Source organism: Cellvibrio zantedeschiae, assembly GCF_014652535.1.
Taxonomy (GTDB): domain Bacteria; phylum Pseudomonadota; class Gammaproteobacteria; order Pseudomonadales; family Cellvibrionaceae; genus Cellvibrio; species Cellvibrio zantedeschiae.
Genome location: NZ_BMYZ01000009.1, coordinates 1 through 1474, shown reverse-complemented (window position 1 = coordinate 1474; position 1474 = coordinate 1). Strand labels below are relative to the sequence as shown.

The 1474-nt window shown below is 39.4% G+C and carries 2 protein-coding genes; both read right to left on the bottom strand.

The window, feature by feature from the left end:
* Nucleotides 1-363: 363 nt before the first annotated feature.
* The gene (locus IE104_RS18915) at nucleotides 364-852 is read right to left on the bottom strand and encodes a hypothetical protein (RefSeq protein ID WP_189421476.1); all 489 of its coding nucleotides are present in this window, start codon (nucleotides 850-852) and stop codon (nucleotides 364-366) included.
* 184 nt (nucleotides 853-1036) lie between these two features.
* On the bottom strand, nucleotides 1037-1474 hold a 438-nt coding region (locus tag IE104_RS18910), incomplete at its 5' end, for a hypothetical protein (protein ID WP_229838175.1).

Sequence of the window (1474 nt, the reverse complement as noted above, 5' to 3'; positions counted from 1 at the left end):
TTAACCAAACTTGCAACACCTGAGAAACGAAACGTACTTGTTTAGAAAACCTGCCAAGGTAAAACGCTAAACTAGCTGTGAACGAAAACCGATTTGCTTTAGAAAACTAAACTTCGAAGAGCTAAAGAACGCAATTGCAGACTTTACCAGTGCGACCCTTTCTTAGAGTTAACACAAACACAAAAGTACGAAACTACTTATAACCACGATAAACCAAACAGCTTTCAAATTTTTAACGCCGTGCTCAACGGCAGTTTGTAAGGCGTGGTTTTGTGGATTACTTTTGCGCAGCAAAACCACAAAGCCGCGCCTTACAAATTGTCCAGCGCACGCAGTGCGCGGGTTGCAGCACTTTGTTAGAAATTATGTTTGCTTATTAATACAGCCTGATAGCTTTCCGAGCTCAATAAACTCTACTAACTGACTTAATTCTGATTTTACTTTTTTTACTTCCCTATCAGATAGAGAGTTGGGCCATAGCTTAGTCGGCCAATACCAAGGCTTGCACCAGACATGGTAATACTCTGAATTCTTAGCGACCAAGTTCGCAGACCTAATAAATTCGTTACCCTTAATTTTCTTACGCCGAATTAAGCTAACCTGAAAAGTGGGGCTACGATATTTATTGAATGAAATTGATAGTGTATCAACACTTTCTTCATTGATACGTTCAAGGTCAATTTCATTACCTGAAACCACCCATTCAGGATCATGATATGAAACAGAAATCCATGAGAACCCAGATTCAATAAAAAAAGGAACTATATCGGATTCTATAAGGTTACACATATACCTTGTTTGCTTTGGGCATAAGCGCTTCCATTTTTCATATTTTTTCTTGTGGTTTTCCATGCTTGCCTTTCTAACGCCGAGTTCAGCGGCGGATTTTAAGTTGTAGTTTTGCGGTACAGTGAGCGAAGCGAGCCGCAAAACTGCGACTTAAAAGCCGTCCAACGGAGACACGAAGTGCCGGAGTGGTGCTGAAACGACTTGTTATGTGATTAGTTTGCACACACAATTCTACCAGCAATATTTACTACCACCAAAAAGATAAGCCTTTGTGATGAAGCTCAACTTGAGAGCTAACCTTTTCACAAATAGAAGCTAGCTTTATACAAGACTCCGACGATAACTTTAAATACACATTATTTTCTACAGCGCTAAAATCCCACTCACACTCATTATCTAGCTCAATTCGCAATTTACTGAAGTTAATAATCTTTGAGTTTTTGTTATTTGGCACACGCAGTACGTCAGACGTAGGTCTAAACAAATTTAAAGTTCTATAAGCAGTATTCTCACTCACAGCTAAATGATTGAGAAATTCTATAGAATTCTGCTGCCCAGAGCCGGCCCAAGCCATGTGATAACCAGGATAATTTCTTTCGTTAAGATAACGCCAAAGATACAATTGGCCTTCTTGATGATACTGATAAATTCCATTCATGATTTCACATAACGCCGAGCTAAGCGG

Bases quoted from the DNA above. Each gene is read 5' to 3' on its own strand.
- IE104_RS18915 (WP_189421476.1), bottom strand. From the start codon at position 852: ATGGAAAACCACAAGAAAAAATATGAAAAATGGAAGCGCTTATGCCCA.